The sequence below is a fragment of the Streptomyces sp. NPDC041784 genome (genome assembly GCF_055591025.1).
This window is the reverse complement of record NZ_JBVJAB010000013.1, coordinates 91,878-118,825: the sequence shown is the minus strand read 5'-3', so window position 1 is coordinate 118,825 and position 26,948 is coordinate 91,878. Positions and strand designations below refer to the sequence as shown.

19 protein-coding genes and 2 pseudogenes are annotated in these 26,948 nt (G+C 72.1%); 12 read left to right on the top strand and 9 right to left on the bottom strand.

All coding sequences use genetic code 11. The annotated features are described in order from the left end of the window. Positions 1-28: 28 nt before the first annotated feature. Positions 29-1,015 (bottom strand): NAD(P)H-dependent flavin oxidoreductase, encoded by a 987-nt coding sequence (locus ACZ6D7_RS27010; RefSeq protein WP_469495782.1) that lies wholly within the window; start codon positions 1,013-1,015, stop codon positions 29-31. Here ACZ6D7_RS27010 and ACZ6D7_RS27005 point away from each other — a divergent pair. Further along, positions 1,014-2,290, top strand: a pseudogene (locus ACZ6D7_RS27005) (aldehyde dehydrogenase family protein). The gene ACZ6D7_RS27010 and the pseudogene ACZ6D7_RS27005 overlap by 2 nt on opposite strands. 48 nt (positions 2,291-2,338) lie before the next feature. Here the strand turns inward: ACZ6D7_RS27005 and ACZ6D7_RS27000 are convergent. Continuing rightward, the gene (locus ACZ6D7_RS27000; protein ID WP_469495779.1) at positions 2,339-4,063 is read right to left on the bottom strand and encodes a dolichyl-phosphate-mannose--protein mannosyltransferase; all 1,725 of its coding nucleotides are present in this window, start codon (positions 4,061-4,063) and stop codon (positions 2,339-2,341) included. A 251-nt stretch (positions 4,064-4,314) separates the two neighbouring features. Here ACZ6D7_RS27000 and ACZ6D7_RS26995 point away from each other — a divergent pair, with 251 nt between their 5' ends. Then, positions 4,315-5,571: a PP2C family protein-serine/threonine phosphatase gene (locus ACZ6D7_RS26995; protein ID WP_469495776.1), complete on the top strand. Its 1,257-nt coding sequence runs from the start codon at positions 4,315-4,317 to the stop codon at positions 5,569-5,571. A gap of 67 nt (positions 5,572-5,638) precedes the next feature. Here ACZ6D7_RS26995 and ACZ6D7_RS26990 read toward each other — a convergent pair whose 3' ends face one another. Continuing rightward, positions 5,639-6,379, bottom strand: coding sequence for a hypothetical protein (locus tag ACZ6D7_RS26990; RefSeq protein ID WP_469495773.1), 741 nt, complete (start codon positions 6,377-6,379; stop codon positions 5,639-5,641). A gap of 259 nt (positions 6,380-6,638) precedes the next feature. Between ACZ6D7_RS26990 and ACZ6D7_RS26985 the strand changes: the two genes are divergently transcribed. The 7 genes and pseudogenes from ACZ6D7_RS26985 to ACZ6D7_RS26955 all read left to right on the top strand — a co-directional run bounded on the left by ACZ6D7_RS26985 (position 6,639) and on the right by ACZ6D7_RS26955 (position 16,519). Further along, positions 6,639-7,022 (top strand): CU044_2847 family protein, encoded by a 384-nt coding sequence (locus ACZ6D7_RS26985; RefSeq protein WP_469495770.1) that lies wholly within the window; start codon positions 6,639-6,641, stop codon positions 7,020-7,022. Then, positions 7,012-11,460, top strand: coding sequence for an nSTAND1 domain-containing NTPase (locus tag ACZ6D7_RS26980; RefSeq protein ID WP_469495768.1), 4,449 nt, complete (start codon positions 7,012-7,014; stop codon positions 11,458-11,460). The genes ACZ6D7_RS26985 and ACZ6D7_RS26980 overlap by 11 nt, the downstream gene beginning before the upstream one ends. Before the next feature lie 649 nt (positions 11,461-12,109). Further along, on the top strand, positions 12,110-12,319 hold the full coding sequence (locus tag ACZ6D7_RS26975; protein ID WP_469495765.1) for a hypothetical protein: 210 nt from the start codon (positions 12,110-12,112) through the stop codon (positions 12,317-12,319). A 351-nt stretch (positions 12,320-12,670) separates the two neighbouring features. Further along, positions 12,671-13,180, top strand: a pseudogene (locus ACZ6D7_RS26970) (hypothetical protein); the annotation flags it as partial. A 116-nt stretch (positions 13,181-13,296) separates the two neighbouring features. Beyond that, positions 13,297-13,995 carry a vitamin K epoxide reductase family protein gene (locus tag ACZ6D7_RS26965; protein WP_469495762.1) on the top strand — a complete coding sequence of 233 codons (699 nt, stop codon included), beginning with the start codon at positions 13,297-13,299 and terminating at the stop codon, positions 13,993-13,995. Between the two features lie 226 nt (positions 13,996-14,221). Continuing rightward, positions 14,222-15,931 (top strand): aa3-type cytochrome oxidase subunit I, encoded by a 1,710-nt coding sequence (gene ctaD / locus ACZ6D7_RS26960; RefSeq protein ID WP_469495758.1) that lies wholly within the window; start codon positions 14,222-14,224, stop codon positions 15,929-15,931. A 3-nt stretch (positions 15,932-15,934) separates the two neighbouring features. Next, positions 15,935-16,519: a hypothetical protein gene (locus tag ACZ6D7_RS26955; RefSeq protein WP_469495755.1), complete on the top strand. Its 585-nt coding sequence runs from the start codon at positions 15,935-15,937 to the stop codon at positions 16,517-16,519. 19 nt (positions 16,520-16,538) lie between these two features. On the opposite strand, the gene ACZ6D7_RS26950 is transcribed toward ACZ6D7_RS26955, so the two are convergent. The 6 genes from ACZ6D7_RS26950 to ACZ6D7_RS26925 form a co-directional block, all read right to left on the bottom strand. Beyond that, on the bottom strand, positions 16,539-17,306 hold the full coding sequence (locus ACZ6D7_RS26950) for a GNAT family N-acetyltransferase (RefSeq protein WP_469496206.1): 768 nt from the start codon (positions 17,304-17,306) through the stop codon (positions 16,539-16,541). A 143-nt stretch (positions 17,307-17,449) separates the two neighbouring features. Next, positions 17,450-19,261 (bottom strand): serine/threonine-protein kinase, encoded by a 1,812-nt coding sequence (locus ACZ6D7_RS26945; protein ID WP_469495752.1) that lies wholly within the window; start codon positions 19,259-19,261, stop codon positions 17,450-17,452. Positions 19,262-19,511: 250 nt separating this feature from the next. After that, on the bottom strand, positions 19,512-20,063 hold the full coding sequence (locus ACZ6D7_RS26940) for a hypothetical protein (protein ID WP_469495749.1): 552 nt from the start codon (positions 20,061-20,063) through the stop codon (positions 19,512-19,514). Positions 20,064-20,171: 108 nt separating this feature from the next. Beyond that, positions 20,172-21,398: a glycoside hydrolase family 88 protein gene (locus ACZ6D7_RS26935; RefSeq protein ID WP_469495746.1), complete on the bottom strand. Its 1,227-nt coding sequence runs from the start codon at positions 21,396-21,398 to the stop codon at positions 20,172-20,174. Positions 21,399-21,566: 168 nt separating this feature from the next. After that, a complete protein-coding gene (locus ACZ6D7_RS26930) occupies positions 21,567-22,466 on the bottom strand; it encodes an aminoglycoside phosphotransferase family protein (protein WP_469495744.1) in 900 nt (299 codons plus the stop codon). 198 nt (positions 22,467-22,664) lie between these two features. Next, positions 22,665-23,681, bottom strand: a complete 1,017-nt coding sequence (locus tag ACZ6D7_RS26925; RefSeq protein ID WP_469495741.1) for an NADP-dependent oxidoreductase — start codon at positions 23,679-23,681, stop codon at positions 22,665-22,667. Between the two features lie 119 nt (positions 23,682-23,800). Here ACZ6D7_RS26925 and ACZ6D7_RS26920 point away from each other — a divergent pair, with 119 nt between their 5' ends. The 3 genes from ACZ6D7_RS26920 (at position 23,801) to ACZ6D7_RS26910 (ending at position 26,915) form a co-directional block, all read left to right on the top strand. Then, the gene (locus tag ACZ6D7_RS26920) at positions 23,801-24,739 is read left to right on the top strand and encodes a LysR family transcriptional regulator (protein ID WP_469495737.1); all 939 of its coding nucleotides are present in this window, start codon (positions 23,801-23,803) and stop codon (positions 24,737-24,739) included. A 225-nt stretch (positions 24,740-24,964) separates the two neighbouring features. Beyond that, positions 24,965-25,666 (top strand): TetR/AcrR family transcriptional regulator C-terminal domain-containing protein, encoded by a 702-nt coding sequence (locus ACZ6D7_RS26915; RefSeq protein WP_469495734.1) that lies wholly within the window; start codon positions 24,965-24,967, stop codon positions 25,664-25,666. A 256-nt stretch (positions 25,667-25,922) separates the two neighbouring features. Continuing rightward, a complete protein-coding gene (locus ACZ6D7_RS26910; protein WP_469495731.1) occupies positions 25,923-26,915 on the top strand; it encodes an NAD(P)-dependent alcohol dehydrogenase in 993 nt (330 codons plus the stop codon). Positions 26,916-26,948 lie beyond the last annotated feature (33 nt).

Below are 26,948 nucleotides of genomic sequence, written 5' to 3'. Positions count from 1 at the left end.
ACGACAGCGAGGCACCGAAGCACGACCCCTAATGCGGCCGGTTGTTCGGGCGGCGCCTTCCCGCCCAGGTCAGTGCGTCCTCGGCCTGGGTGGCCAGGGTGGTGACGAGGTCGGCCGCGGACGGCAGATCGGTGATGAGGTCGGCGGCCTCGCCCGCCCAGACCGGCAGGGGCGGAATCGCCCCTCGCGCCACGTCGTCCCGGTAGTCCTGGCGGGCCCGGGGGTCGGCGGCCAGCTCGGCCTCCCGGCCGCGCCATCGGTCGAGGTAGGGGTGGCTGAGGGTACGGGCGGTGTACTTCCGCGTCGCCCAGCCCGCGCCGCGGGCGATGTCCAACACGCCGTTGCGCTCGGTGTCCTGCCCGCGCCCTTCGATGATCGCCTTGCTGACCGAAGGGTCGACCAGTGCCTCGACGGTGGCCTGGAAGCGGGTGCCGATGAGCGCTCCGGCAGCACCCAGCGCCAGTGCCGCGGCCACACCGCGCCCATCGGCGATCCCGCCGGCCGCCAGCACCGGCACCGGCGCCGCGAGATCCACCACGAGCGGCACGAACGGCAACGTGGACCGCCCGTGCCGGGCGCCGTGGCCACCGCTCTCGGTCCCCTGCGCCACGATGACATCGGCGCCCACGTCCACGGCCCGCCTGGCCTCCTCCAGATCGGTTACCTGGACGATCAGAACCGCGTCCGACCGGCGGATCCGATCGACGAACGGGCCCGGGTCGCCGAAGGACAGCATCACCGCCGCGGGCTGGAACTCCAGGGCCTGCTCCACCGCGTCGGCATCGATCGCCCAGGTCAGAAAGCCGACACCCCACGGTCGGTCCGTGCCCTCCGCGACGATCGTCAGCTCGCGCTCCAGCCACGCCCGGTCCCCGTACCCACCGCCCAGCAGCCCGAGGCCGCCGGCCCGGGACACGGCCGCGGCCAGCGCGCCCCCGGCCGAACCGCCCATCGGCGCCAGCACGATCGGGTGCCGCACGCCCGACAACTCCGTGAACTCCGTCGACAACGCCATGGCCCCATCATCGCTGCGGTGCCGACGGTCCGGCCGTGGAACGAGGCAAGCCGAGGACATCGTGACGTTGATGGCCGAGGAGGTCGGCGGTGTCGCGCCCTGGGCCGGCTTCAACGCCCATCTGGCCGCCGACATCCTGCTGGAGGCCGCCGCCGAGGTCACCCGGCCCACCGGCCAGACCCTCGCGACCAACGCCGACGGCGTCCTCTCCACGCAGGTCAGGGTGCCCAAGGGGGTGATCGCCGCGATCTCGCCGTGGAACGCGCCGGTCATCCTCGGCGTCCGCGCGGTGGCGATGCCGATCGCGATGGGCAACACCGTGGTGATGAAGCCCAGTGAGGACGCGCCCATCGCCTGCGGCCTGCTCGTCTCCGACGTACTGCACGAGGCCGGCCTGCCGCCCGGTGTCCTCAATGTCGTCACCAACGACCCCGCCGACGCCGCCGAGGTCGTCTCGGCGCTGATCGCCGATCCTCGCGTACGGATGGTCAACTTCACCGGCTCCACGGAGATCGGCCGCACCATCGGCGTCCAGCCGCCCGGCACCTCAAGCCGGCGGTCCTCGAACTCGGCGGCAAGAACGCCCTGCTGGTCCTGGACGACGCGGACGTCGACTACGCGGTGGACGCCGCGGTCTTCGGCTCCTTCATGAACGCGGGGCAGATCTGCATGTGCGTGGACCGGGTGATCGTCCACCGCGCCGTGGCCCAGGAGTTCACGGCGAAGTTCGCCGACCGCGTCCGGGCCCTGCCGTACGGCGACCCGGGCGACCCCGGCACCGCGGTCGGCCCGGTCGTGAACCCGGCCGCCGCCCGCCGGATCGCGGCACTCGTCGCGGACGCCGTCGCCCAGGGCGCCGAACTGGCCGCCGGCACGGGCGAGATCGAGAAACCGGGCACACTGATCCGCCCCGTCGTCCTCACCGGGGTCACCAAGGAGATGAGGATCTACTACGACGAGATCTTCGGCCCGGCGACAGTGGTCCACACGGTCGACAGCACCGACGAGGCCGTGGCCCTCGCCAACGACACCCCGTACGGGCTGACCGCCGGCATCATCACCGAGAACCTGGCCAGGGACTGGAGGTGGCGGGACGGCTGCGCACCGGCATCGTCCACGTCAACGACCAGTCCATCGGACGAACCGCAGGCTCCGTTCGGCGGGGTCAAGAGCTCCGGCTACGGCCGCTTCGGCGGTCAGGCGGGCGCCGAGGCGTTCACCGACACCCGCTGGGTGACCGCCCAGGCCGTGGGGCATGCCCGCTTCCCGATCTGAGACGGACGGCCGCCGGGGCAGCCGTATCCATCTGTAGCTCGGCCGGGCTCAGACCCACGTGTCGAGCCACATTCTGGCGTTCCAGTCGGCGTACGGGATGGTCTGCCCCGTGTAGATCGGGAAGAAGTAGATGAAGTTCCACGCGATGAGCAGCACCAGCGTGCCTGCCGCCACCGCACCCCGTACGCGGCGTTTCTCGGCCGCCCCGGGCGGGCCCAGCACCGCTCCCAGCATCATCGTCACGGCCAGGCTCAGATACGGGACGAAGACGACCGCGTAGAAGGAGAAGATCGTACGGTCCTGGTACAGGAACCAGGGCAGATAGCCGGCACCCACCGCACACAGGACGGCTCCGGCGCGCCAGTCGCGGCGCAGCGCCCAGCGGTAGAGCAGATACACGAGTGCGCAGCATGCCGACCACCACAGGAGCGGCGTGCCGAGTGCGAGGATCGCCTGTGAGCAGTCGGCCGTCGTCCGGCAGCCGTCCTCGCCGGGCTTCGGGGACTGGTAGTGGAACAGCACGGGGCGGCCGAGGACCAGCCAGCTCCAGGGGTTGGACTCGTACTTGTGGGGAGTGTGCAGCCCGACGTTGAACTGGTACACCCCGTACTCGTAGTGCCACAGGCTGCGCAGCGGAGCCGGTATCCACGACCAGGTGCCGCCGCGGCCGTCCGCCCAGTGGCGTCCGTAGCCGTTGTCGGACAGGAACCAGCCGGTCCATGTCGCCAGATACGTCACGACGGCGACCGGAACGACGGACAGCACCGACCCGCCGAGGTCCTTGCGCAGCATCGCCCGGTAGGGGTGGCGCGCCCCCGCCACGCGGCGAGCGCCGACGTCCCACATCAGGGTGAGGATCACGAAGAAGGCGAGGAAGTACAGGCCGCTCCACTTGCTGGAAGCCGCCAGTCCCAGGAAGAGGCCGGCCGCGAGCCGCCATAGACGCGATCCGGTTCCGGCATGGTCGCCGGTGTGCTCGTCCGGGCGCGCACGGCCGTCCTCGCCGACCGGCAGGGCCGCCGCGAGCCGGGCTCGTGCGCGGTCCCGGTCGATCAGCAGGCAGCCGAAGGCCGCCAGTACGAAGAACATGACGACGAGGTCGAGGAGCGCGGTACGGCTCATCACCACGTGCAGACCGTCCACCGCCATCAGCGCGCCGGCCAGGCAGCCCAGCACCGTCGAACGGAACAGGCGGCGTCCTATTCGGCACAGCATCAGCACCGACAAGGTGCCCAGGACCGCCGTCATGAAGCGCCAGCCGAACGGGCTGAGTCCGAACGTCCACTCGCCGAGGGCGATCACCCACTTGCCCGTCGGCGGGTGTGCGACGAAGGCCCCGGTGTCGGAGAGCGGGATCATCTGAGGGTGCGCGAGGATCTGCGGGTCGGCGATCTTACGGTCCGGCCAGGTGCCCTCGTAGCCGAGTCGCAGCAGGGACCAGGCGTCCTTGGCGTAGTAGGTCTCGTCGAAGACGAGGTCATGCGGCCGGTCGAGGCGCCAGAAACGGATCGCTCCGGCCAGGACGGCGACGAGTACCGGCCCCAGCCAGTCCATCGCCTTCGCGAGGCGGTACGCCAGTGCCGGGTCGAGGCGCATGAGCTCCCAGGGACGGGTCGCCGGCCCGGGGAAGGGGGGAACCAGGCGTTCGCGGATGTCGGCCCGGGGGTGTTCGACGTATCCGAAACGGCGAAGTCGTTCCGGCCGGTCGCTGGGCGACGTCGCCGGACGGGGACCGTCGAGGACATGGGAACAGGGCGTGTTGCAACTCGTCACCGGATGACCTTAGTTGGGGACCCGCGTGGCGAGGCGCGCGGCGCGGCCGCCCACACGGGCAGGGTCAGCGGAACACCGCGCTCCGCAGGGTCTCGGCGGTGATGCCGACGCCCCCGATGGACGCCGCTGTATCCCTTCGTTCGCACTCCGTATCCCGCCGCCCCGTCGGCGAGTCTCTTCGAATACACGTTCGACATGCGGAAATGTGGGTGTTACCTGCGCTGCCTTGTGGTGCTCTTAGGGTGGTGGGTGTGGCGCGATGGTTCGAGTCCTTTCGAAGTCCGGCGACGGTCGAGCAGACCGGGTCCGGCGGCGTACCCGCACGGGGTGTCGGCGGGCCGTCCCCGCTGGCCGTGCTGCGCGCGGCTGCGGCCCGCGTCGGTACCACGCTGGACGAGGACACCACGTGCGCGGAGCTGACGCGGGAGGTCGCCGGGCAGGTGGGGGCCGCGGCGGCGGTCCTGCGCGGAAGGGGCGAGGCCGGCTCGACGTACGAGGCCGTCAGCGGGAACCCGGCGGTGCTTCCCGACGTCCGGTGGGCCGCGACAGCGGCGCGGGAGCCGGCGGACCCGAGGGAGAGCGGGGCCGTGCGCCCGGCTTCCGGCGATGCCCGGCCGGCGCTCCGCGTGCCGCTCGCCCTCAACGATCACCGCTACGGCGTGCTGGTGTGTGCCCGGGAAGGGGCACCGTTCACCCGCGAGGAGGCGGAACTCGTGACGTTCCTCGCCGAGCGTGCCTCCTCGAACATCCGGCACGCCCGGGAGCACGACGCGGTGAGCGGCATCGTCGGCAAGCTTCAGCGGGCCCTGCTCGCCGAACCGGGCCGGCCGCACCCGAACCTGGACGTCGCCATCCGCTACCTGCCCGTGGGCCAGCGCGCCCTGGTCGGCGGTGACTGGTGCGAGACGGTCAGGCTGCACTTCGGCCGTACGCTGCTCGTCGTCGGCGACGTCATGGGGCATGGTCTGGAGGCCGCCGTCGACATGGCGGCCTACCGCTCGTCCCTGCGGTACATAGCCTCGGCCGACCTGCCGCCGCACCGCGTGCTGCGCCAGCTCGACGACATCGCCTCCCGGGAGCCGGACCGCCGCCCGGCCACCTGCCTCATCGCGCGCGTGGACCCCGTCCGTGGGCTGGTCACCCTGGCCAGTGCCGGCCACCTGCCGCCGGCCGTGATCGATGGACAGGGCCGGGCCTCCCTGCTTCCGGTGCCGGTCGGTCCGCCGCTGGGCACGGGCTTCAGCGGCTATGAACCGGCGACCTGGCGGCTGGACCCCTCCCAGACGCTGATGCTGTTCACCGACGGGCTCGTCGAGCGCCGCGGTGAGGACATCGACCAGTCCCTGCACCGGCTGGCCAGTCTCGGCTTCTCGGCCTCAGCGGGTGTCGAGGACGTCCTCGACACGGTGCTCGCCCGCCTCGACGCCCGGCACGCCGAGGACGACGTCGCGGTGCTGGCCGCCCGGCTGCAGCACCGCTCCGCGCACGCGCAGGACGCTCAGCGCTGAACGGGGCCGGCCCTGTCCTCCCCGCGCACGGCGGCTGATCCCTCGGAGGTCCCGCACCTTCGCCGCCTCACGGGTGCGGCGGGTAGCCCGGCCAGGCGTAGCCGAGCTGGTCGGCGTACTCCTCCGAGCCGCCCCACACCTCGGCGGTGGCGCGGGGATCGCCCGAGGTCAGACGTGCCTCAAGGCGTTCGGCCTGATCGGCCGGGTCGTCGTCGGAGACCGGGAGGGTCATCCCGAACTGGAGCCAGGGCCGCCCCGCCTCGGTCCGGATACGGGGATGCATCAGGACGACGTGGATCCGATCGGGTTCCGTACGGGCAGCCCAGACGGCTTCCAGCTCGCATTCCCAGGTCGCCAGCCAGTCCGCGCGCCGCCGGAGCCTTTCCTCGAGCAGCCTCGCGACCGCTCCGGCCGGCCATTCCCAACCGCGGTCCTCCGTGGCCCGGCGAACCTCCGCCTCGTACGGGCCGACGTCGAACCGGAGCTCCGGCAGGTCGGCATCCGCAGCGGCCGGGTCGCGCCAGCCCGCCCAGACCACCTGGTCCCCGTCACGCCGGACGGTCACGTGGAGAGCACCGCAGCACTCCTCAACGCACGCGGTCACGGCGAGCTTCACCTCGCGGGGTGTGGCGGTGGCATGCAGCGGCCCCTCCGGGTCCAACAGATACCGCGGGCTCACTCCCAGGCCCTGCGGGAACACGTCGGCCAGAAGGTCCCGACCACTGACGATCGGGCGAACCTCCAGCGCGCCCTCGCCGGGCGGTGGGCAGACGATGCGGAGAAGGAGGAGGTCCGGCTCTGTGGTCACCGACCGATGATCGCGGAGCCGGTTCGCAGCTGTCACGTGGATTTGTCCGCTGCCGACCGCGGAGGGATCGGGATTCCGTGCCATCGGCTCCTGATCGCCGGCCCCGCGTACCCCGTGTGCGGGGACCGGACACGGGACGGGTCGATCGTGAGAAATCGGCTGCTGTCCCTTTCGGACACCGCCGACTCCTCGCCCTCGATGGCTCGTTGGCCCGGGTGACCAAGCAACTCCCCGGGACACGAGGCAGGCTCAGCGCTCCATGGCACCCATCACCACGATCGAACTCGAGGACGGCTCACTGCTGCGAGTGGAGACGGCCGCGGCGGCCGGGCCGTCGGCCGGACCTCGCCCGGCGGCCCCCGACGCCTACGAGCCCATCGGCCGGCCCCGGCCCGCGGAGACCGTGGGAGCCGCCGCGGACACGCTGCGCGACGCGGTCGACCGGGTGCGTCCGGCCGTACAGGACCTGGTCGACTCGCTGCGCGCGATGCCGCGCCGGCCCGACCGGATCTCCCTGGAGTTCGGGGTGAAGGTGACGGCCGAGGCCGGCGTGGTGCTCGCCAGGACCGCCGCCGAGGCGCACTTCAGCGTGGGCGTGGAGTGGGAGAGCACCGGCGGACGGGACGCGTCCGGTGCCTCGTGACGGTCTTCCCCCGCAGGCCCGGTACGAGCGGGGCGCCGCCCGGGTGTTCGGCCCGGACGGCGTGGTCGCGGGCGCGGGGTTCCTCATCGGCGAACAACTCGTGTGCACCTGCGCCCATGTTGTGCAGGGCCTCGACGGCGGCTGTCCCGAACAGCCGGTCGCGGTGGACTTCCCGCTGCTCGCCGGGGCTGACGCCGGCGCGCCCGTTGCGGCCCGGGTCGAGACATGGCGGCCGGAGGACGACATCGCTGTACTGCGCCTGGCGGCGCCGGTGAAGGGCACGGAGCCGCTGCCGTTCGTCGACGGTGCCGACGACGAGTGGGGCGGGGAGATTCGTGCCTTCGGCTTCCCCGTGGACGCGCCGCGCGGGGTGAACGCCACCGGCGTGCTGCGCGGCCGGCAGCGGTCCGACCGGCTCCAGCTCGACCTCGCCGCGCACGGAGTGGCGATCGCCCAGGGGTTCAGCGGGGCCGCCGTCTGGGACGTACGCCAGCACGCCGTGGTTGGGATGCTCGTCACGCGCGGACGGTACGGGCTCAGCGGAACCGCCTATCTGATCCCCGCGGACCGGCTGCTCGGGCCGGAGGCGCGGGTGGCGTGCCCGTTCCGCGGGCTCGGCCGGTTCGAGGAGGCGGACGCCCGCTACTTCCACGGCCGCGGGCCCGAGGTACGGGCGCTGGCGCAGGCCCTGGGATCGCGTCCGGTCACGGTGCTCGCCGGGCCGTCGGGCAGTGGGAAGTCGTCCCTGCTGAGAGCCGGCCTCCTGACCGAACTGCGCCGCCTGGGAACGCCGTCGGCGCTGCGTGTGCCCCAGCCCGCCACCGACCCGGCCGCCACTGACCCGGCTGGCACCGACCCGGCCGCCCACGACCCGGCCGCCCACGATCCGGCAACCGCCGAACCGCCCGCCACCGGTCCGGACCGCGCGAGTCCGGCCTTCGTCGCGCGTGACCACGCCGACGCCTGGGTCGCCGAAGCAGTCGCCGCCGCCTGGCACGCGGCCGCTCCCGACGACGGGGCCCGCCCGGACCGTGTGACGGCGGTGCGCGACGCGTGCGCCGGGCTCGAGAGCGAGCGCATCGCCCTGCGCGGACGGCTCTGCGACGAACTCGGGCCGCGCGGAGCCGTGCTCCTCCTCGACCAGTTCGAGGAGTACGCCGCCGCCGACCCGCAAGGAGCGCTGCGGGCCTTCCGGACGCTGTCGGCGCTCACGGCCACCCCCGACCCGGCACAGGGCGGCGGGCTGCGGGCTGTGCTGACCGCGCGGCCCGCCACCCTGGAGGCGCTCACCGCCGCCGACACCTCGGCGGCGCTGGGCCGCGCGGTCACGTTCCTCGCCCCGATGACGGCCGAGGCGCTCACCCTCGCCGTCGAAGAGCCCGTTCGGGCCGTCCCCGGGCTGCGCCTCCAGGACGGACTGAGCGCACGCCTCGTCCGCGACGCCGTCGACGAACCGGGCTGTCTGCCCCTGCTCCAGTTCACCCTGACCGAGCTGTGGCGCCACAAGAAGGCCCACACGCTCACCCACGCCGCGTACGAGGAGATCGGCGGGGTCGGCGGGGCGCTGACGACGTACGCGGACGAGGCGCTCACCGCATGCCTCGCGGTGGACGGCGTACGGGAGGACACCGCCCGTCGGCTCTTCCAGCGGCTGGCCCGTCCGGACGGCCGGGGCGCCTTCACCCGCCGAGCCGTGCCGACGGACCACCTGCCCGCCGATCAGGCCGCACTGGCCCGTCTGCTGGCCGGGCGCCGTCTCCTCGTCTGGGACGTCGTGGAGGCCACGGCTCCCGGACCCACCGGCGGCACCGTGCATGTCGTGCACGAGGCCCTGCTGCGGGAGTGGGAGCGGCTCGCCGACTGGCTGCGCGACGGCGCGGACTTCCGCGACTGGCAGGAACGCACCGCGCGCGACGCGGGCGAATGGGAGACGCGCGGGCGCCCGGCGGGGCTGCTGCCGCACGGGGTACGGCTGGCCCAGGGGCTCGAGTGGCTGGCACGCCGGCCCGAGGACCTCACGCCCGTGGAGCGGGCCTACCTGCAGGCGGGCCGCCGTCGGCAACGCAGGGGGCTGCGGCGGCTGTGGGCGGTCACCGGACTGGTCACAACGCTCGCGCTGGTGGCCACGGGCCTCGCCGTGTACACCTACCGAGCACTGCAGCGGGACCAGGAGCAACTGCGCACCGCCGCCTCCGCCGAACTGAGCGAACTCGCCGGGGAGACGGCTCAGCGCTCCCCGGACAGCGCGTTCCGCTACGCGGCCGGCGCATGGTCGGCCCGGCACACACCCGAGGCACGCCGTGCCCTGTTCGCCCAGTACGTCCGCGCCCGCGACACGGTGGGGTCACGCACCGGGCTGTGGCCGGGCGCGGCACAGTCGGTGCACGCCACGCCCGACGGCCGCACCCTCGTGGTGGTGTCCCAGCCGAACGGCGGGGCCGACCTGGAGATCACGGCCGTGACCGGTGCCCTCGACGCCACCCCCCGGGCACTGCGGCTGCGCGGCGTCCCCGAGGGCCTCGACGTGGAGAGCTTCGAGGACGCGCTCAGCGACGACGGCCGGCACTACGCACTGGTGACGACGGAGGGCAGAACGATGCTCTGGAACCTGACCGGACGTCATGCCGCACCGCGCACCTTGTCGGATCCGCTCGCCGACCGAGGGGACGTCTACAGCCCCTCGGTGGACTTCTCCGAGGACGGCCGCCGCCTGCTGCACTTCTTCCAGTTCGAGACACCGCGCCCCGAGGACGCCGGGCGGCACGCCCTGGCGCGCCTGTGGGACACGAGGACCGGCGAGAGCCTGCCGCTCTCCCCACGGTCGATGGCCCTGTACACACCGGATACGGCCTGGCTAGTGGGACGCGGAGACCGCCTGGTCGTCGGCGTCAGCCACCAGGTGCGCGCCGGAAAGGATCCGGCCTGGGAGCACTACCTCGACATCCACGACACGGCCTCCGGCGACCGGGTGCGCCGCGTCTTCGGGCCGGTGAGCAAGAACTGGCTGACGGCTCTGGACCGGGGACGGTCCGTCCTGCTGATGGACGAGCGACACACCGCCCGGTGGTACCCCCTCACGCCCGACGCGAGGCGTCCGACCGGAGAGCTGAACGGGACGGAGTTCTCCTCGGACCTGACCGGCACGCACTTCCTGGACGAGCGGAACTCCACCGGCGAGACCCTGCGGACCGTCACGGTCCTCGACGCCCGTGACGGCCGCCGCCACTGGTCCGTCACGCTGCCGGGCGGGGACTCCACTTCGGCGCACGTTGCCGTGACCGGCAGGGGGGACGGTGCGCGCACCGTGCTCGCCGTCATGGGGGACTCCTTGCTCCGTCTGCGGCCTGCGGCGATCCCTCCGCCGCTACAGGAGGTGGCCGCCGGCGCCGCCGGCCGGTTCGCCGTCTCACCGGACGGCTCGCGCACCGCGCGCCTGTCCGGGGGCACACTGGAGGTGCTGGGCGCGGGCCGGCGGATCCGGGCCACCCGGCAGATCCTCTCGGACCGCGCCAGGAAGCAGGACGACTTCTCCCTGCGGGTGCTCTGGGTGACCCGCAAGGGCGGTGACGCGCTCCTCGTGTGGTCCGGCGGCTTCACCGACGCGGCCCTGTTCGACGTGGAGACGCTGCGCAGCCGGACGCGACTCACCTGGGACTGCGGCCGTGGCGACGGCCACCTCTGGAACCGGCCGCAGGACATCGTCCAGACGCCGGGCGGGGACCTCGTCGTGCTGTGCCTGGGGGACACTCTCGTACGGCTCGACCCTCGTACCGGCGTCCGCAGCGGCGGACCCACGGCTCTCGAACGCGTCCCGCAGGGACCGGGCAGCTTCGCCCCCACCGGGCAGCTCGCACCCCGGCCGGGCCACGACGACGAGGTGGCGGTCGTGACGGACGACTGGGCCGGCCACGGCCGCATCGAGGTGTGGGACGTACGACGCGGCACCCGTACGGCCCGGCTGGAGGGCTCGCCGCTGATCTACACCAACGACGCCCTGGAGCGGTGGACCGCGTTCAGCGCAGACGGTGACCGGCTCGCCGCGCTCGTCCGGGACCGTCGTGTGGAGTGGTGGCAGGTCGACGAAGAGCGTCGCACGGGGCAGACCCGTCCCCTCACGGACGCGGGCGGCCTGCTGGGCGTCGCGGCCGACGGCACGCTCGTCACCACCTCCTCGGACGCCGTCGCCCTGTTCTCTCCCACGGACGGTGAACCACGGGGCAACGTCACCTGGCCCGGATTCTCCTCGATCCGCGCCGGGCACCTCACCGGTGACGTCCTGCGCCTGCTGGGCGACGAGGATGAGATGACACTGCGTCTCTCCCCGGCCCACTGGCACGACGTCATCTGCTCGGCCGTGACCGGCGCCTACAGCCCCTCCCAGCGCGCGGCCCCGCGTCTGCGGCAGGCCCGGGAGACGCCGCCGTGTCCGTCCGACTGACAGGACCCTGGCCGGGTTCCTTGTTCAAGGACCGTCGTCCGACCGTCGGCGCCGCTGTCGAGGGCGTGGAGGATCTCGGCGCAGGCGCGTTGCAGGGTCGCGATGGCGTTCCTGGCGGCGAGCCCGGAACCGGTGGAGACGCGGCCCACCGTGCCGACAGCGCCCGATCCGTACCTCCACCACCTGCCGGGCGTTGCCCGGGTTCCCGGCCTCGGTCGCGAAGCGGGTGAGGCCGGCCGCGCCCACGGGTAACCCCTCGGGCCGCTCGCGCGTGATCACCCGCGCCTGCTCGCGTTCGGCGCCGCCGCTGACCGCGTGGTCCATCGCGTCGAGACGCATCAGGTGCCGACCGCTTCCGCCGTCCCAGATCCGGACCTTCTTCTTGTAGCTGCCCGAGGCCAGGGTCCGACCGCCGCTCCGAACCCCGGCCGGCCGTCCACCGTTTCAGGAAGGAGTTCCCCGCGACGAGGTGCGCCGACACCGTCGACGGGAGCGAGCACAGCACGGACTTGGAGGCCGCCGGCGTCAACTCCGCGAATCCGGTCGATCTGTATGCGGATTGCCGCCAAACCCGGACGGTCACGTCCTGCGCGGCGACAGGCGGCCGCTACACGTGGGGGGAGAGTGGCTGGGCGGGGAGGAGATGTTCGTGCTGACGATCAATGTCGCGGTGCTGCTGGCGGTCATCATCTTCGTACGGCTGCGGCGCCGGACCGAGGCCCGCAGCCGCAACGACGAGATGCTGACCGTGTTCATCGTCCTGGTGTTCGGCGTGCTGATCGCCCCGACGGACCTGGGGCGGGGAATATTCGATGCCGTGGGCCAGGCCACCGAGGGCATATCGCGGTCGGGCCGCTGAGCATCGCAGCGGCTGCTGCCCGGACCGGGCACCGGCCGGGCCGCACGGCCCCGAGGAACCTGGCGCAGACGCTCCTCCCTCCGGGAAGGCAAGGCGGCGTCGAACCCTTGACCCGGGTCGCCGAAGGTCGGCCAGGCCGTGCGGACCCCGGCGTACCAGGTCAGGGCCGTTCGGCTCTAGTCACGCGCCCGCGGCGCTGACTTCACTGATCCCGGACTCCCGCGCCCGGCACCGGGGTCCGGATCCCGTGCGTGCCCGACCTGGTGGACTCCGTCCACGGGCGGCCACGGGACCGGCCGTGTGCCAGGACGCGGACGACGGAAGAGCGCCGAACGGCGGAAGGAGTGGCAGATGATCGCGGTGGTGGGCCACGCCGACGTGACCCCGGAGACCTCGCGGCTGGTTGAGGCCGAACTGGCGGCCGTGCTGGAGCGTGAGCCCGACGGGGAGCCGGGCGTGGTACGCGCCGGTGGCGGTGTCCCGGTGGCGTTCGGGCGGGCCGCGCACCGGGCGGGCCGGGATCTGGTCGTGGTGATTCCCACGGCGGGCATGGTGCCGGCGTTGCTGCCGGCCCGCGACCGGGCGCCGATCGGGGAGTTGCTGCTCCTCGCCCGATGGGTGCGGCTGCTGACGTACGACCCGGGCGACCGCGACGCGTGCGTCGGCGCGGACGAGGAGATCGTCGCGGGATGCCGTCGCCTGGTGGCCGTCTGGGACGGTTCGCCCTCCGACGGCCGGGACGCCACCGCGCATCTGGTGGCCTACGCCCGCTCCCGCGGAGTCCCCGTGGAGGTGCTCTGGCCGCTGGGCGCCACCCGCACCGGCCTGCGCGCCGCGCCGCGGCCGTACGACGACCGCCGACCGCCCGCCGGCCCGGACTGTCCGGCCTCCGTGCGTACGGAGGCCACTGGCCCGCACCTTCCGGCCTCCGTGCGCGCCGAGCCCGGCCGCAGCACCAGCGAGGCGGGTACCTCCCGATGAGCGGCACGAGCAACAGCGACACCACCGCCCTCACCGCCCCCACCACGCAGCTGCGCCGGCTGGACAGCGGGCCCCGGGAGTCCGGGCCGGCCCGGGAGATCCCCTCGACGGGTGCGACCGGAGGCTCCCGCGCCCTGGCCTGGCTGCTGATCGTGACCGGGGCCCTGGGCCTCCTCGCCTCCTTCGTCATCACGGTCGACAAGTTCGAGCTCCTCCAGAACCCGGACTTCGCCCCCTCGTGCAACCTGAGCCCCGTGCTGTCGTGCTCGAACGTGATGCGCAGTCAGCAGGCGTCCGTGTTCGGCTTCCCCAACCCGCTGCTGGGCCTGGCCACCTATCCGGTCGTGACGTTCGCCGGGTTCGCGCTGCTGGCCGGAGCGCGCTTCCGCCGCTGGTTCTGGCTCGGGCTGAACCTGGGGACGCTGTTCGGCGCGGGCTTCTGCATGTGGCTGATGACCCAGGCGCTGTACGAGATCGGTGCGCTGTGCCTGTGGTGCTGCCTGGCCTGGGCGGCGACCGTCGCCATGTTCTGGTACACCACGGTGCACAATCTGCGGCACGGCGTCATCCGGGCCTCCCGCGGGGTGGTCGCGGGTGTGCGGGAGTTCCACTGGGTGGTGCCGGTCACCTGGTACCTGTGCATCCTGCTGCTGATCGGGACACGGTTCTGGTCCTACTGGCAGACCCTGCTCTGATCCTCCCTCACCCGGAGGCAGAGCGGGCAGGGTGGGCAGGATGGCACGGCGGCCAAATGGGGCCGTTCGGCCCGCCGACCCGGCCCGACCAGGGACGTTCGACCCTATCGGGCCCTCCCACCCCTGTGGCGATCATGGACCGGCGGCCGGAAGGAGCCGGTCCGAGGTCCCGCACCCACGGCTCTTCCCGCCCCCGTCATGGACACCAAGGGGAGGACAGGAACCCGTGGAAGAGGCACGGACAGAACCGAGGGAGACCGCGCGGCCGACCGCCGCGGTCTCCGTCACCGGCAAGGCGTCCGCAGGAGCCGGGAGGAACGGCGGGGCGACCGCCGGCCCGTCGTGGGTGGAGTGGCTGACGACCACCGACCACAAGAGGATCGGGACGCTGTACCTGGTCAGCGCGTTCGCGTTCTTCGTCGTCGGTGGCGTCCTGGCGCTGCTGATGCGGGCGGAACTCGCCCGGCCGGGACTGCAGATCATGTCCAACGAGCAGTTCAACCAGGCGTTCACGATGCACGGCTCGATCATGCTGCTGATGTTCGCGATGCCCTTGTTCACCGGCTTCGCCAACTGGATCATGCCGCTGCAGATCGGCGCCCCGGACGTGGCCTTCCCCCGCCTGAACATGCTCGCCTTCTGGCTGTTCCTGTTCGGGTCGTCGATCGCGGCGTTCGGTTTCCTCACCCCGGGCGGGGCCGCCGACTTCGGCTGGTTCCTGTACGCGCCGCTGTCGGACTCGGTGCACTCGCCGGGAGTGGGCGCCGACCTGTGGATCATGGGTGTGGCGCTGTCGGGCTTCGGCTCGATCGCCGGCGCGGTCAACTTCATCACCACGATCATCTGTATGCGCGCGCCCGGTATGACCATGTTCCGGATGCCGATCTTCACCTGGAACGTGCTGCTGACCGCGGTGCTGATCCTGCTCGTCTTCCCGGTCCTGGCGGCGGCGCTGTTCGCGTTGGAGTGCGACCGGAAGTTCGGCAGTCACATCTTCGACGCGGCCAACGGAGGGGCGCTGCTGTGGCAGCACCTGTTCTGGTTCTTCGGGCATCCCGAGGTCTACATCCTGGCCCTGCCGTTCTTCGGGATCGTCTCCGAGGTCATCCCGGTCTTCTCCCGGAAGCCGATGTTCGGCTACTTCGGCCTGATCTCCGCGACGATCGCGATCGCCGGTCTGTCCGTCACGGTGTGGGCGCACCACATGTACGTCACCGGTGGCGTCCTGCTCCCGTTCTTCTCCTTCATGACGTTCCTCATCGCCGTCCCGACCGGTGTGAAGTTCTTCAACTGGATCGGCACCATGTGGAAGGGCAGCCTCTCCTTCGAGACGCCGATGCTGTGGACCACCGGCTTCCTCATCACGTTCGTCTTCGGAGGGCTGACCGGCGTGATCCTGGCGTCACCGCCGATGGACTTCCACCTCTCCGACTCGTACTTCGTGGTGGCGCACTTCCACTACACCGTCTTCGGTACGGTCGTGTACGCGATGTTCGCCGGCTTCCACTTCTGGTGGCCGAAGTTCACCGGCAAGATGCTCGACGAGCGCCTCGGCAAGATCACGTTCTGGACGCTCACCATCGGCTTCCACCTCACCTTCCTCGTCCAGCACTGGCTCGGCGCGGAGGGGATGCCCCGCCGGTACGCCGACTACCTGGCGGCCGACGGTTTCACCGCCCTCAACACCCTGTCCTCGATCGGCTCGTTCCTGCTCGGCCTGTCGATCCTGCCGTTCTTCTACAACGTGTGGAAGACCGCCCGGTACGGCGAGCGCGTCACCGTGGACGACCCCTGGGGCTACGGCCGCTCCCTGGAGTGGGCCACCTCCTGCCCGCCGCCCCGGCACAACTTCACCGGCCTGCCCCGGATCCGCAGCGAGTCGCCGGCCTTCGACCTGCATCACCCGCAGGTCGCCGCCCTCGAGGCGGAGCGCTAGGCCGTGATCCAGCCCGTCGCCGCCCTGGGAACCGCGATGCTGACCGTGTCCGGCTGTGTCTGGTACCTGCCGGCCCTCACCGATCTGCGGGCCGGCGCCGACCGCCCCGACTCCCGCCGTACCGTCGCTGCCGCCTGTCTGAGCGGCTGGAGCACGACCGGGATCATCGCCCTGCTGCTCCTGGCGGCCGAGGCGTGGTGGGTGCCCGGCGCCGCGGCCGTCACCGGGGCCGCCGTCACGGTCGGCCTCCTCGGCCGGGCAGTCGTGCAACGCCGGCGTGAGGTGCGGGAGGCCGCGCGGGACTGGGCGAAACTGCGCCCCGGTCCGCACCCGGCCGGCACCGGTCGCGCGCGGAACGTCGTCGCCGTCCTCCTCGCCGTCGGCCTGCTGATGGCGGCGGTCACCGCGGCCCTGGACATGGCCGTGGCCCGGGAGGAACGCCCGGACTGGCTGCCACTCGCCGCCGCTCCCGCCGCGGTCGTCGCGGTGTTCGTGGCCGTCGCGGTCATGTACACGCGAGCGACCCGTCGCCGCGCCGGGGCGGAGCATGCGGGAGCCTGGCACCGGACAGGGAGCGGAGGAGACTGAGGCGGCGGCCGCCGCCCGGCTACCGCAGGCCGAAGAAGTGCAGGGGCGAGTTCGGTTCGAAGCCGATACGCGGGTACACGGGTGCTCCCGCGACGGTCGCGTGCAGGGTGGCGCGCGTCAGCCCGGTCGCCCGGGCGCTTTCGTACAGCGCCTTCCGCGTCACCGTTTCGCCGTAGCCCCTGCGCTCCCACCGCGGGTCCGTGGCGACGAGCACGACGAAGAGGCGGCCCTCGGCTTCGATCGTCGCGGCGCACGTCACCGGGACACCGTTCCGCAGGCCGAGGTAGGCGTGCACGTCCTCCTTCCACAGTCTGGAACCGGAGAGTCCGTCGCGGCCGTGCTCCAGAGGGAAGCCGTACGCGCGTGAGTTGAGGTCCGCGTAGGAGCGAAGATGCTCGTCGGTGCTCACGCGCACGAACGTGAGATCGGGGTGGGCCGGCTCGGGAAGGGGGAGCAGGTCCCCGGCCATCCCGGTGCCGGGGAAGGCGTGGACGAGCCCCGCTCGCTCGGCCGCCGCCGTGAGACCCGCGCGCGCGTCGGCGTCGAGGAGGTCCTCGAAGACCCACAGAAAGCCCGGGAACGTCTTCGCCCGCATGACGCCCGCCGCTTCGGCCAGCCGCCGCTCCAGGAGCGCCGCGTCCGCCCCCACATCGGTCAGCGTGACGCAGTTCCAGAAGGCGAACCGGCAGTCGGCCCAGCGCACGGCGACCCCCGGAAGGTCCCGCACATCGGCACCCGCGTCCCGGTCGAGCACCATGGACCGCCAGACCGTGGCGAGTTGCTCCATCGACTCGACCGAGTCCTCACGTCGTGTCACCGTCACTCCTCCGATGTCGATCGTCGGGCCTCCAGCGAAGCAGTCACCGTGACAACGACCGCGGCCCGTCCGACGGTTCGACCTTTTAGGCCGAGTCGTACGACCGGGCCCACCTATTCGGCCGTGACGAACCGCAGACGGCGGCGGACACGTGCCGGGGCGTTCCTGCGGGCCCGGATCTCCTGGACGACGGCGGCGATGACGACCACGCCCCAGGCGACCGAGAACACCCCCATCTGCTCCTCCGAACCGAAGGCCAGCCAGCCGACTCCCAGGCCGCCCAGGGTCAGGCCGGAGGCCGCCGCGAGGGGCGACGGGCGTCGGCGGCTCAACGCGCGGACGAGGCAGAGCGCGGCGAGGGCGAGCACCGGAGCGGCGAGGATCTCGATGGAGTCGTTCGCGGTGTGGTCGTAGTAGACCTCGGCATCCGCGTAGGAGTACCCGCCGCTGTAGTCGTCCTCGAAGAGCCGGTTGCCGGTGGAGTCGGCCTCCAGCTCGTAGTAGTCGTCGTAGGAGGAGTCGTAGTAGTAGAGGGTGCCGAAGTCGGACTCCGTGACGTACTCGTAGTCGTAGTCGTCGACCGCGCCGCCGACCGCGACGCTCGCGATGACCAGGGCGCCGGCCCCCCACCACAGGAGGGTCGAGGTGAGGGGAAGCCAGCGGAACAGGGCGAGCCCGAGCACGGCGGCGGCCACCCACACGCCGACGAGCGCGTCGGACGAGTCCTCGTACGCGTCCTGGTAGCCGACGCTGACGACGCCGGAGACGACGATGCCCAGCAGGGCGACGATCCTGCCGGTGGTGAGGCCGAACCGCCGCCCACCGGACGAGGGCGACGGCTCGCCGCCCGCCGGCGCCGTGCCGGACGGCGTCCGGGTACCGTCCGCGGCGCCGGGGACGGCCGTGTCGGCCGGCTCACCGGGGGGCGGGACGACGGGCCTGGGCGGCGTCGGCGCGGTGCGGGTCTCCTGCTGCGCCAGTGCCGTGTGCCCGGGACCCGACGTGGACTCGGCGTCCGTGCGCGCGGGCGGCACGGCGGGCGGGGGCGGCGCGCCCGGAGCGGAGGCGGCGGTCCGTGGGGCCGGCGCGGCCACCGGAGCGCTCAGCGCGGTGAGGGTCGCCGCCAGCGCCTCCCGCAGCTCCGCCGCACTGCCCGGCCGCTGCTCACGGTCCTTCGCCAGGGTCCGCAGGACGAGGCCGTCCACCACGGCCGGGATCTGCGGGCGCAGCCGGGACGGTGCGACCGGCTCCTGACTGATGTGCTGGTGCATCACCGCGAAGGGGGAGTCGCCGACGAACGGGGGCCGGCCGGTCAGCAGCTCGTACAGCAGACAGCCCATGGAGTACTGGTCGGAGCGGCCGTCCACCGGCCGGCCCGTGAGCTGCTCGGGGGAGAGGTAGGCGGGAGTGCCCACCGTCATGCCCGTCGCGGTGAGGCGGGTGGTGGTCTCCGCGACGACCTTCGCGATCCCGAAGTCCAGGACCTTGATGCCGCCCTCGGACGTCAGCATGACGTTGGAGGGCTTGATGTCGCGGTGGATGAGGCCCTGGGCGTGGCTGTGGGCGAGCGCGTCGGCGATGTCCCTGCCGACCGCCAGGGCCCGCTCGACCGTGAACGGGCCGTCGGCCAGCACGTCGGTCAGGGTGCGCCCCTCGATGAACTCCATGACCAGGAACGGCGTCGTCTCGCCGTCCGTGGTGTCCTCGCCGACGTCGTGCAGCACGGCGACGTTCCGGTGATTGAGCGAGGCGACGGTGCGGGCCTCCCGGCGGAACCGGACACGGAACTCCTCGTGCCGGGTGAGCTCGGGTGGTAGTACCTTCACCGCGACGGTGCGGCCGAGCTCTCGATCGGTGGCGCGCCAGACCTCTCCCATTCCACCGCGTCCGACCGCCTCGAGCAGTTCGTATCTCTCCGCGAGCACCCGCATGGTTCCGCCCCCTGGTGACATGGGCAGCCGGACCACAGCGCGGCCGCCCGAAGGTTCCGAACAGCGGCAGGCGAAAGGGCGGCACATCCGGAACTCCCCGGTGCCGGTGTGCCTTTCGCGCAGCCGCCCGGCCACCATACTGGCGAAAATCCACTCATGGGATATTCAGCGTCTTTCAGTACAAATGTGCGCCCCTTGCGCGCCGTTCACGCCTCCTGGCTGCCTCGCCGGTCGGGGGCGCCGGTCAGCTCTCGCACCCCACGATGTCGTCCTCGCACTCCTGCACGTCCTCGGGGGCGACGGTGTTGAGGCGCCAGAGCACGAGGCCGTCCGTGTCCCGGTTCGACGGGGTGATCCGAGCGGTGAAGGGGGCGCCGGCGGGGATGTTGAACCGGTCCGCCTCGCGGTCGCCGCACTCCACCTCCCATGCGCTTCTCTCCTCGCCCCGTACCAGGGTCAGGGTGAGTGTGTGCGGCGCGGGGCTCTGGCAGGCGACGTCGAAGGTGTAGGGCCGGTCGCCCCGCGTCGTCAACTTCTTGTTCAGGCCCTGGGCCAGGGTTGTCATGCCCGAGTCCTCGCGGGAGGCGCTCTCGGGTTCGTCCGCGTTGAGGGCGCGCGTGGCGCGCTCCATCGCGTCCTCCTGGTCCGCCTTTCCGCCCCAGGTGGGGGCCTGCGATGTGGGCGGGGGATTTCCGGTCCCGGGCTCTGTCGGCTCCTGCTTCTGCTCCGTGCAGGCTCCCGTCAGGGTCGCGAAGGAGACGAGAAGGGCGAGGGCGAGGGGGTGGCGTGCGCGCATGGGGCTCCAAGTCGAGTGTGCCGGTGCGGCGGCGCCGCCTCCGGAGAGACGGCGCCACACCCTGGCGAGTTCCGCGGCGGTACAGGTGTCGCGCTCGCCGACGCGTGGTCAGAGCGTCGACAGGTCGATGGCCCGGTCGAGATCCTGGGGCTGGAGCACGCGCAGGATGCCTTCCAGCAGGTAGTAGTCGGCGTAGGGGAGCGAGATCTCGATCCCGTCCTCGGCCGGGCGGTTGCGGGTGCAGCGGGCCACCACTGCCTCGGCGCGGGGCGAATTCCTGGTCAGGCAGGTTTCCGACAGTGCCGTGAGGATGCGCACCGCCACCTGCCGGTACTCGGGTCGGCCGGTGGCGGCGGCCAGGTCGAGCAGCCCGCACGCCATGACGGCGCCCGCTGACGCGTCCTTGATGTCGTGGGGTTGCTGAGGCGCACGGTAGTCCCACACGGGCACGTGGTCCGGGCTCAGCGCCCCCACCGCGTAGTCGGCGAGCCGGCGTGCCGTGGCCAGGAACTGACGGTTTCCGGTTCTGCGGTAGATCGTGGTGAACCCGTAGATGCCCCAGGCCTGTCCGCGCGACCAGCAGGAGGTGGGGCTGTAGCCCTGGACCGTGTTCGCGCCGATCGGTGCGCCGCTGTCGGGATCGAAGTCGTAGACGTGGGGGGTCGATCCGTCCGGGCGCGGAAAGACGCGTTGCGCCGACTTGGCGTGCTCCACCGCGACGCCGAGATACTTCTCGTCGCCTGTCTGCCGGCTCGCGAAGGCCAGCAGGTCGAGGTTCATCATCGTGTCGATGATGACCCGGCCGGCGTTGCGCGGGTCGTCGAGTGCTCCCCAGGCCCGGATGAAGCGGCCGCGCGGGTTGTATCGCCGTATCAGCGACTCGGCCGCCTGCACGGCGCCCGCCCGCCAACTCTCGTCGCCTGTCAGGCGCCAGGCGGTGACCCACGACGGACAGAAGAGGAATCCGAGATCGTGGGTGGTGGTGTCGTACTGGCGGGGAGCGAGCTTTCGCGCCGATTCGAGTGCCAGCGTCCGCAACGAGGTGTCGCCGCTGTAGAGGTACCCCATCCACAGCGTCCCAGGCCAGAACCCTCCCACCCAGTCACCGTTCTGGGAGTAGGTCCACTTCTCGAACCTCGTCCCGACGGGAAACGCGCCGACACCCGGAGCGACGGTGCGCAGTTTCTCGACCGCGTAGTCGGCTGCCGCGCGCAGTGCCGGCAGAGCCGCCGCCGGTGCCGGGTCGCTGGACGCTTCCGACGCCCGTGCCGGTGAGGGGACGGCCATGGCGGCACCGGCCGCCACGGTGAGGACGGTACGCCGGGAAATGGTCATGAACGCCTCCAACTGGGCAGCGCAGCAAGGACGTTGAGCGAGTCTGGCACGGCAGGCACCCTGCGGTACACCCACGTACACAGAGTTCACATCCATGAACACACCTGCTGTGCGGCGGCCTCTCCGGACGACGGGTTCGAACAGTTCGGGTGTTCTGGAACCCGTTGCTCAGTCGGTCAACGCCTCGGTGATCTGACGGGTGGTCTGCGCGGCGACCCGCGGGTTGACGGCAGCGTAGGAGGTGTAGGCGTTCAGGCCGGTGGCCAACGCCCAGCCGCGGCCTCGGGTCCAGGTGGCGTCGTCGACGCCGAGCGTGGAGCGGAATACAGCCCGGCTCCTGGCCGACATCAGGGTGAAGGCGATGGTCAGGTCGCAGGCCGGGTCGCCGATGCCGAGCCCGCCGAAGTCGATCACCGCGCTGAGACGGCCGCCGACGGCCAGCAGATTGCCGGTGTGGAGGTCGCCGTGGAACCAGACCGGAGGGCGATCCCAACCCGGGGCGTTCAGCGCCGCGTCCCACAACTCGGTCATGGCCGAGGCGTCGAATGCGCCGCCGACGTCCGCGATGGCGGCCCGCGTCGCGCGGTCCCGGTCGGCCAGCGGCCGGGCGGTGAGGTCCTCGGGAGCGAACCCGACCGGGATGTCCTCGGGCGTGAACTCCTGAAGGGCCGTGAGGAACTCGGCCAGTTGGACGGCGATCCCGGACGAGTCGGCCAGGGCCTCGGTGGCCGCGACTTCGCCGTCCAGCCACCGGGAGACCGCCCAGGGCCACGGATAGTCGAAGTCCGGCTCACCCACCCCCACCGGTACCGGGATGGCCAACGGCAGGTGCGGGGCGAGCCGGGGAAGCCACACGGACTCCTTCCGGGCCTGGCCGATGGCCCCCGCATGGCGGGGCAGCCGGACGGACAGCTCTTCGCCCAGCCGATAGATCACATGGTCCGAACCGGCCGGGTCGAGCAGGTCGAGCGGCAGCTCGGCCCACTGCGGGAACTGCGTAGCGAGAAGCCGCCTGACCAGTGCCGCGTCGATCGAAGGACGGGGGTCCGCAGTTCTCTCGGTCGGCAAGGAACGACTCCTGTGGTCGGCCCACTCTCCTGCGGCGGGCGGTCGAGGCCATCACAGTGCGTGGGCCACTCGTCTGTCGAAGGGTTTTCCCGACCGGCCGTCCCCGCCGTCGATCCGCGCCCTCCACCGGCAGCGGCCGCTCGACGGGACAGCCGAACCGCACGGCGTCGGGGCGGTGAGGCCGAGCGCCCAGGGCGTTCACGGATGGGCCTGTCCGAGGTCTCGCACGATGATCTTGCCGGTGTTCTCGCCGCGCAGCATTCCGAGGAACGCGTCCACGATGTGCTCGAAGCCGTCGACCACCGTCTCGTCCAGAGCCAGCCGCCCGCTCTGGAGATGCGGCACCGAGAACTCGTACAACTCCTCCTGCAGATCGCGGTAGTTGCTGACCAGGAAGCCCTCCATGCGGATGCTCTTCTCCACGATGTCCGCGTAGTCGAAGCGCGGTGACGGCGCGTCCGGGGTGTTGTACTGGCTGATCGTGCCGACACGGACGATCCGCCCGAACTCGCGCAGCGCTCCCACCGCCGCGGCCAGCTGCTCGCCGCCGACGTTGTCGACGAAGACATCGATGCCGTCCGGCGCGGCCTTGCCGAGCAGGTCGGCGGCGGGCCCGTCGTGGTAGTCGAACACGGCGTCATAGCCCACCTCCCGCATGAGGTGGCGGGCCTTCGCCGCCGAACCCGCGCTGCCCACCAGCCGTCCGGCACCGAGCAGTCTGGCGAACCGCCCGGTCGCCGTGCCGACGCCGCCCGCGGCGGCCGACACGAACAGGTCCTCCCCCTCCTGGAGCCGGGCGATCCGGGTCAGGCCCACGTAGGCGGTCAGGCCGGTGCCGCCCAGGGTGCTCAGGTACGCGGTCAGGGGCACCCCGTCGAAGCGGGGCAGTCGCCGGATCTCCTCGGGCGTGACCACCGCGTGGGTGCGCCAGCCCTGCCGGTGGAACACGACCTCGCCCTCGGTCAGCCGGGGCGTGCGCGACATGATCACCCGCCCGATGGTGCGGCCCTCCAGCGGTGCGTCGAGTGCGAAGCCGCCGGGCACGTCGTCCATCATCTCGCGGTGGTAGGGGTCGACGGACCAGTACAGGTTCTCCACGAGCGCGCTCCCGGCCGCGGGCTCGGGAAGCGCGGACTCGACGAAGGCGAAGTGCTCGGCGGTGGGAAAACCGTGGGGGCGGGCGGTCTGGTGCACGGTGAGCGCGGTCTCGTTCATGCCCGGACCGTAGGGCGGGAATGCGCCACCCGGGCAGCCGGTTGGGCTCATGCGACACACCGTTCCATGAGCAGTACTCATACATCTGAGCAGTACTCATACATCGAGGTGAGCGCCCCGTGGCCCGCACGACCGACACCGATCTCGCCCCGCAGGAACTGCGCGTCCTGGTGGCGGTGGCGGACACCGGCGGTTTCTCGGCCGCGGCCGGCGCACTCGGTCTGACCCAGTCCGCGGTCTCCCACTCGGTTCGCGGCAGCGAGCGCAAGATCGGTGCCGTCCTCTTCACGCGCGGCCGCACCGGCGCCAGGGCGACCCCTGCCGGAGAGAAGGCCGTCGCGCACGCCCGCCGCATCCTCCGCCTGCTGGACGTCCTGACCGCCGAGGCGCGCGGCGCGGCCCGGCCCGATGCCCCGGAGGGGCCGCTGCGGATCGCGGCCTTCCGCAGCGCGGCTCTCCACCTGCTGCCGCCCGTACTGCGGCGGCTCCGCGCCCGACACCCCGGGATCGAGCCGCGGGTGCGGATCGTACGCGAGGTGGGGCGCGGCACCGCAGGCGAAGTGGCCGACGGGAAAGCCGACATCGCGATCGCCACCCTGGGCGGCTCCGTGCCCTTCCCGCCGGGCCTGGTCGCCAGGGCACTCCTCGAAGAGCCGTATGCCCTGGTGCACGCGACGGGGCACGCCGCCCCGCGCTCGCTGCCGCTGGTCGACTGGGCCGAGAACTGTGGCTCGTACACCCGCGACTGGTGGGCCGCACAGCCCTGGATCCCGCAGGCGACCGTCGAGGCCGAGGACGACGGCGCGGTGCTCTCCTTGGTCGGCGGAGGTCATGGAATGGCGATCATGCCCGCGCTCTCCCTGGTCGGAGCACCGGACTCGATCGGGATCACCGACCTCGGCCCCGACCGCCCGACACGCCAGGTCGGCTATGTCACCACCTCCGAACTGGCCGGATCCGCTGTCGTGCGCGCCTTGGTGAGGGAACTGCGGGCGACGGTCCCGCAGGGTGTGAGTCTGCTGGGCGGCGAGGCGAGATCGATCGAGCTGGGCGCATGACGTGGGGGTGACCGGCTGTGGTCGCTGGCGGTGGTCACCGGCAGTGGTCGCGGCTGTGGTCGCTTGCTGTGGCCGGAGCCGGGCCGGGCCGGCCGGGCGACTGCTTCGCCCGCTGGGCCTTCGCCGATGCGTCCGCCTACGAGAGGCCGGGAGCTACCATGGCGGACGCTGTACACCTGTCAAGGGGAAGGACGGCCGGCTCCGGGCCTTGCCGCACGAGAGGGGATGGTGGAGATCGTCACGGAGACCGACGCCGACGTGCAGCCCCGCGCACCCTTGAGCAAGAAGCGGGTTCTGGAGGCCGCCGTCACCCTGGCCGACGAAGGCGGGGTCGAGGCGCTGAGCATGCGCAAGATCGCGCAGTCGCTCGGTGTCGTGCCCATGGCGCTGTACAAGCACGTGGCCAACAAGAACGAGCTGCTGGACGGCATGGTCGACGTCCTCGTCGGTGAGATCGACCCGCCGTCCAGGGGCACCGACTGGAAGACCACCATCCGCCGGCGCGTGCTGTCGGCCCGCCGCATGCTGCTGCGCCACCCGTGGGCGCCCGGGGTCATCGAGTCACGGATCAAGGCGCGGACCACCCCCACGCCGGCGGTGCTGGAGTACCTGGACTCGATGATCGGGATCTTCCGGGCCGGGGGCTTCTCGATCGATCTGGTCCATCACGCGATGCACGTCATGGGCAGCCGCCTCCTGGGCTTCTCCCAGGAACTGTTCGACGACACCTCCGACCGCGAGCCGGATCCGGACGCGATGCCGCCCGAGGAGATGGCCGCGCGCTACCCCCACATCACCGAACTGGCCATGGCGGTCGTCCACGACCAGGACTCCGTCGTCGGCTCGGGCTGTGACGACCAGTTCGAGTTCGAGTTCGCTCTGGACCTGACGCTGGACGGCCTCGAGCGGCTCCGGGACGCGCTCTGACCCACCGGTGAAGAGTCCGGCGGCACCCGCCTGAGGTTCTTCGGCCGTCGCCGTCGCCTGCGCGGCCGTCCACCCCGATCACCCCGATCACCTCGACCACCCCGATTACCCCGATCACCTTGATTCCTGCTCGCGCGCTGCGCGCCTCGAACGCGGCCCTCGTCACCCCTTGACGGGTGTACGGCGTACACCTACGGTCCCCATAGAGGTGTACGCCGTACACCTCTGATCGGTCACGAGGTGATGGGGGGACTCGATGAAGGCGATCGTCCAGGAGCGGTTCGGCCCGCCGGACGTCCTGCGGATGGCGGAGACCGACCAGCCCGAGATCGGGGCCGACGAGGTGCTGGTGCGGGTGCGCGCCGCGGCCGTCAACCCCTACGACTGGCACATGATGCGCGGCGACCCGTACGTGGCGCGGCTGATGGGACCCATGGGGCTGACCCGGCCGAAGTCCCGGGTGGCCGGGATCGACGCAGCCGGACAGGTGGCAGCCGTCGGCGCCCGTGTGCGCGGAATCAAACCCGGCGACGAGGTGCTGGGCTTCTGCCCCGGCTCCTTCGCCGAGTACGCGCGCACCACCCCGGACCTCCTGGTCCCCAAGCCCGCGAACCTGACCTTCGAGCAGGCCGCGGCCGTACCGATGGGCGCGGTGACCGCCCTGCGCGGCATCCGGACCGTGGGCCGGGCGCAGGCCGGACAGCGGGTGCTGGTCAACGGAGCCGCCGGTGGCGTGGGCACGTTCGCCGTGCAGATCGCTGCCGCACTGGAAGCGGAGGTCACCGGGGTGTGCAGCGCGGGCAACGCCGAACTGGTGCGCTCACTGGGCGCCGCGCACGTCGTCGACTACATGCGGGAGGACTTCACCGACGGGCGCGTCCACTACGACCTGATCCTGGACAACGTGGGTAACCACCCGCTGCCTCGACTGCGCCGGGCGCTCACCCCGACAGGGACCCTGGTGGCCAACGGTGGCGGCTCACCCGGCCACGTGTTCGGCGCGGTGGGCTCCATGCTGCGGCTGGTCGCGGCCAACGCGTTCGTCCGGCAGCAACTCCGCGTGATCCTCCCGGCGGCCCCGGCCGGACCGACCCACGAGGACCTGCTCGCCGTCACCGCCCTGGTGGAAGCCGGCCGGCTCACGCCCGTGGTCGACCGCACCTACCCCCTGACCGCCGCTGCCGAGGGGATACACCATGTCGAAGGGGGCCACGCGCGCGGCAAGGCCGTGATCACCGTGCCGTGGTGATCACGGCCTTGCCGGGCCAGGAACGCGTCACCG

Excerpts from the sequence above, each read along its gene's own strand:
- ACZ6D7_RS27010 (WP_469495782.1), bottom strand. The coding sequence starts at position 1,015 with ATGGCGTTGTCGACGGAGTTCACGGAGTTGTCGGGCGTGCGGCACCCG.
- ACZ6D7_RS26910 (WP_469495731.1), top strand. The coding sequence starts at position 25,923 with ATGAAGGCGATCGTCCAGGAGCGGTTCGGCCCGCCGGACGTCCTGCGG.
- ACZ6D7_RS26940 (WP_469495749.1), bottom strand. The coding sequence starts at position 20,063 with ATGCGCGCACGCCACCCCCTCGCCCTCGCCCTTCTCGTCTCCTTCGCG.
- ACZ6D7_RS26915 (WP_469495734.1), top strand. The coding sequence starts at position 24,965 with ATGGTGGAGATCGTCACGGAGACCGACGCCGACGTGCAGCCCCGCGCA.
- ACZ6D7_RS26950 (WP_469496206.1), bottom strand. The coding sequence starts at position 17,306 with ATGGAGCAACTCGCCACGGTCTGGCGGTCCATGGTGCTCGACCGGGAC.
- ACZ6D7_RS26935 (WP_469495746.1), bottom strand. The coding sequence starts at position 21,398 with ATGACCATTTCCCGGCGTACCGTCCTCACCGTGGCGGCCGGTGCCGCC.
- ACZ6D7_RS26985 (WP_469495770.1), top strand. The coding sequence starts at position 6,639 with ATGGCACCCATCACCACGATCGAACTCGAGGACGGCTCACTGCTGCGA.
- ACZ6D7_RS26925 (WP_469495741.1), bottom strand. The coding sequence starts at position 23,681 with ATGAACGAGACCGCGCTCACCGTGCACCAGACCGCCCGCCCCCACGGT.
- ACZ6D7_RS26965 (WP_469495762.1), top strand. The coding sequence starts at position 13,297 with ATGAGCGGCACGAGCAACAGCGACACCACCGCCCTCACCGCCCCCACC.